General features: G+C 70.3%; 5 protein-coding genes and 1 pseudogene. 4 read left to right on the top strand and 2 right to left on the bottom strand.

Going from position 1 to position 4,201, the window contains the following annotated elements; all coding sequences use genetic code 11:
* The 4 genes and pseudogenes from FV222_RS18785 to FV222_RS18770 form a co-directional block, all read left to right on the top strand.
* Positions 1–190, top strand: a pseudogene (locus FV222_RS18785) (hypothetical protein); the annotation flags it as partial.
* 417 nt (positions 191–607) lie between these two features.
* Entirely contained in the window at positions 608–754 is a 147-nt protein-coding gene (locus FV222_RS18780) for a DUF1127 domain-containing protein (protein WP_147815374.1), read from the top strand.
* 102 nt (positions 755–856) lie between these two features.
* Positions 857–2,329, top strand: a complete 1,473-nt coding sequence (gene trmFO, locus FV222_RS18775) for a methylenetetrahydrofolate--tRNA-(uracil(54)-C(5))-methyltransferase (FADH(2)-oxidizing) TrmFO (protein WP_147815373.1) — start codon at positions 857–859, stop codon at positions 2,327–2,329.
* 121 nt (positions 2,330–2,450) lie between these two features.
* A complete protein-coding gene (locus FV222_RS18770) occupies positions 2,451–3,755 on the top strand; it encodes an MFS transporter (RefSeq protein ID WP_147815372.1) in 1,305 nt (434 codons plus the stop codon).
* Between the two features lie 25 nt (positions 3,756–3,780).
* Here the strand turns inward: FV222_RS18770 and FV222_RS29820 are convergent, their stop codons facing one another.
* Positions 3,781–3,951, bottom strand: a complete 171-nt coding sequence (locus FV222_RS29820) for a hypothetical protein (RefSeq protein ID WP_187277376.1) — start codon at positions 3,949–3,951, stop codon at positions 3,781–3,783.
* On the bottom strand, positions 3,942–4,201 hold a 260-nt coding region (locus FV222_RS18765; protein WP_147815371.1), incomplete at its 5' end, for a GNAT family N-acetyltransferase. The genes FV222_RS18765 and FV222_RS29820, both read right to left, overlap by 10 nt.

Here is a 4,201-nt window from a genome sequence, read left to right as displayed (position 1 = left end):
CGCGCTGATCGAGACGGTCGCGGGCGGCTGCGGCCCCGGCTTCCACCCCAATCCCTGGGGCGTGTGCCGGCCGAACTGGGGCCCGCGTCCGTATTGGCGGCGCCCGCCCGGCTACGGCCCCTACGGCTACGGCCCGCCGCGCCCGTTCTACGGCCGCCCGGCCTATTACGGGCCGCGCCACTTCTACTGAAACCCCGCACGGCCCGCACGCCGGGCCCTCCACGACGGCGCCGCATCGCGGATCTTCCGCGGTGCGGCGCCGTCGTTTTCAAGATCATCGCGCGGAACGACAGTCTTACGCGGGCGCATCGACCGGCGTCCCCGATTCAGCGCAGACGACCGCAAGATCATCCGCCTCGACCTGGCCATCCGAGCAGGCCACGACGCGCCCGCGACCTATGCGCGCGACTCCGCCAGCGCGGCAGCCTCGAAAACAGGCTTTCCAAAACCTTGCCAAATCGTTGTGCGGCGCATGTCGAAGCTGCATGGCAGGCTCACCGAGCGTGGCCTGCCGCTGCGCTGCAGCAAGCTTATATGTGCATTGCACCAACAAGAGGCAGCGGTGCCCACGCGGTCGTCACCGTCTGCCTGAACAAAGGTCAATGTCATGTCCGCCGCCCGTAGCGTCATCAGCCGTCTCCGCGCCTACCTCCGTTACCGCGAGACCGTCACCGAGCTGTCCCGCCTGTCCGATCGCGACCTCGCCGACCTCGGCATCAACCGCTTCGAGATCCAAGGCATCGCCCGCGGCTGATCATGCCATCGCCCGCGGCTGATCGCATCATCGCCCGCGGCTGATCTTCCGGACGTCTGCCGGCCCGTTGCTTCGGGCCGGCCCGTTCCGGTATCCCGGGGCATGTCCAGCTCTAAAAACACCATCCACGTCGTCGGCGGCGGCCTCGCAGGCTCCGAATCCGCCTGGCAGATCGCCGAAGCCGGCCACCACGCGGTCCTGCACGAGATGCGGCCGGTGCGCGGCACCGAGGCGCATCACGGCGAGGGCTTGGCCGAGCTCGTCTGCTCCAACTCCTTCCGCTCCGACGACCCGAACGGCAACGCCGTCGGCCTTCTGCACCAGGAGATGCGCACCCTCGGGTCGTTGATCCTGCGCGCGGCCGACCGGCATCAGGTCCCGGCCGGCGGCGCGCTGGCGGTCGACCGCGACGGCTTCTCCGCCGCCGTCACCGCCGCGCTCGAAGCGCATCCCAACGTCACCATCGTCCGCGAAGAGGTCGCCGGGCTGCCGCCGGAAGCCTGGGGGCCGTGCATCGTCGCCACCGGCCCGCTGACCGCGCCGGCACTGGCCGAGGGGATTCGCGCGATCACCGGCGCCGACGCGCTCGCCTTCTTCGACGCCATCGCCCCGATCGTCCACCGCGACTCGATCGACATGGAAAAGGCGTGGTTCCAGTCGCGCTACGACAAGGTCGGGCCCGGCGGCACAGGGGCCGACTACATCAACTGCCCGATGGACCGGGCGCAGTACGAGGCGTTCATCCAGGCCCTCGTGGACGGCGAGAAGATCGGCTTCAAGGAGTGGGAGGCCTCGACGCCCTACTTCGACGGCTGCCTGCCGATCGAGGTGATGGCCGAGCGCGGCGCCGAGACCCTGCGCCACGGCCCGATGAAGCCCGTCGGCCTCACCAACCCGCACGATCCTCAGGTGAAGGCCTGCGCCATCGTGCAGCTGCGCCAGGACAACGCGCTGGGCACCCTCTACAACATGGTCGGGTTCCAGACGAAGCTGACCTATTCCGAGCAGGTCCGCGTCTTCCGCACCATCCCCGGCCTGGAGAACGCGGAGTTCGCCCGCCTCGGGGGGCTCCACCGCAACACCTACCTCGACAGCCCGCGCCTGCTCGACGCGACCCTGCGCCTGAAGGTCCGGCCGTCGTTGCGCTTCGCCGGCCAGATCACCGGCTGCGAGGGCTACGTCGAGAGCGCGGCGATCGGCCTGATGGCCGGGCGCTTCGCCGTGGCGGAGGCCGAGGGCCGCGCCCTGGAGCCGCTGCCGCAGACCACCGCGCTCGGCGCGCTGATCGCCCACATCACCGGCGGCCACATCCTCGATAACGTGCCCGAAGAGCCGGGCGAGGAGACGGCCGAGGAGTTGGTGAAGGCGCCAGCCAAGCCGCGCTCGTTCCAGCCGATGAACGTCAACTTCGGGCTGTTCCCGCCGCTCGCCGCGATGCCGCGCAACGAGACCGGCAAGCGCCTGCGCGGGCCGGAGAAGGCGATGCTCAAGCGCCAGGCCCTGACCGACCGGGCGCGCGCCGACCTCTCGGCCTGGATCGCGGGCACGGTGCCCCAGGCGGCGGCCGCCGAGTAGCGGCTCCGCACGTCCGAACCATCACAAAAGTCCGGGAGACTCACGATCTCGCCTTGAGCCCGCGCCCGTCCCGGCGAACAGTGCTCCGAACGGCCGCGGCCGAAGCAGAGGGGGCGAGGTCGTGGCGGGATCATACGAGGGGTCGACCGGATCGAAGGTCGGGGCGGTGCTGCGGGTCACCAGCGGCAACTTCCTGGAGATGTTCGACTTCTTCCTGTTCGGCTTCTACGCGACCTACATCGCGAAGGCGTTCTTCCCGTCGGGCGACGCGGTCGTGTCGCTGATGCTCACCTTCATGACCTTCGGCGCCGGCTTCCTGATGCGGCCGCTCGGCGCGGTGCTGCTCGGCGCCTACGTCGACCGGGTCGGGCGCCGGAAGGGGCTGATCACGACGCTGGCGATCATGGCCGCCGGCACCGTGCTTATCGCCTTCGTGCCCGGCTACGCCACGATCGGGCTGCTGGCGCCGGGCCTCGTGCTGGTCGGCCGCCTGCTCCAGGGCTTCTCGGCGGGCGTCGAGCTCGGCGGCGTCTCGGTCTACCTGTCGGAGATGGCGACCCCCGGTCGCAAGGGCTTCTACGTCTCCTGGCAGTCGGGCAGCCAGCAGGTGGCGATCATGGCGGCGGCGGCGATCGGCTACGGGCTGAACCATGCCCTGATGCCGGAGCAGATGTCGGACTGGGGCTGGCGGGTGCCGTTCTTCATCGGCTGCGCGCTGGTGCCGTTCCTGTTCTACATCCGCAACTCGCTGGAGGAGACCAAGGCCTTCGCCGAGCGCAAGCACCGGCCGGAGGCGGCGGAGATCTTCCGGACGCTCGCCGCGAACTGGCGGATCGTGCTGCTCGGCATGCTGATGGTCGCGATGACCACGATCGCGTTCTACACGATCACCGTCTACACCCCGACCTTCGGCAAGAGCGTCCTGAAGCTCACCGACACCGACAGCCTGCTCGTGACCTTCTGCGTCGCGGTCTCGAACCTGTTCTGGCTGCCGGTGATGGGGGCGCTGTCCGACCGGATCGGCCGCAAGCCCCTGCTGATCGTGTTCTCGGCGCTCACCCTGCTCACCGCCTACCCGGCCCTGACCTGGCTCGTCGGGCACGTCAGCTTCGGGGCGATGCTCGCCGTGCTGCTGTGGTTCTCGTTCCTCTACGGCAGCTACAACGGCGCCATGGTGGTGGCGCTGACCGAGGTGGTGCCGGTGGAGGTCCGCACCGCCGGGTTCTCGCTGGCCTACTCGCTCGCGACCGCCCTGTTCGGCGGGATGACGCCGCTGGTCGCCACCTGGCTGATCGAGGCGACCGGCGACAAGGCGGCGCCGGGCCTGTGGATGTCGCTCGGCGGCGCCCTCGGGCTGTTCGCGACGCTGGTGATCTATCGCGGCGGCAAGGCGATGCCCGCCGGGGCGGCCGCTTCCGTGCGCTGAGGCCTGACGGTCCGCAGCCCGGCGCCTACGCCTGGGATGTCGCGTAACCGAACACGAAGCCGACGAATGTCAGGGCCGAGAGGCCGAACACCACGAGATCTTCACCCATTGCCGCCTCCGTTCCGATCGCTCTGAACGGACAAGCTTCGACGCGCCTCCGGGTTCCGGTCGCGGCCACCCGGAGCATCAGCCGCACCGCAGCGCCATCAGCCGCCGGCCGGGGCGGTGGCCCTCCTCGCCGGTGTCGCGGAAGCCGAGCTTGGTCAGGAGGCCCCAGGAGGCGACGTTGCCGGGGCGGCATTCGGCGACGATCAGGCGGGCGGGGAAGCGGCGCGACAGCGAGCCCAGGATGCCCGTCACCGCTTCCGTGGCGAGGCCGCGTCCGCGGGCGGCGCCGCCGACCCAGTAGCCGATCTCGATCGCGCCGGGTCCGCGCAGGTGCGTGC

The organism is Methylobacterium sp. WL103 (assembly GCF_008039885.1).
Classification (GTDB): Bacteria; Pseudomonadota; Alphaproteobacteria; order Rhizobiales; family Beijerinckiaceae; genus Methylobacterium; species Methylobacterium cerastii.
The sequence above is the reverse complement of the archived record's forward strand: the minus strand, read 5'-3'. Positions and strand labels throughout refer to the sequence as shown.

Excerpts from the sequence above, each read along its gene's own strand:
- FV222_RS18780 (WP_147815374.1), top strand. The coding sequence starts at position 608 with ATGTCCGCCGCCCGTAGCGTCATCAGCCGTCTCCGCGCCTACCTCCGT.
- trmFO (WP_147815373.1), top strand. The coding sequence starts at position 857 with ATGTCCAGCTCTAAAAACACCATCCACGTCGTCGGCGGCGGCCTCGCA.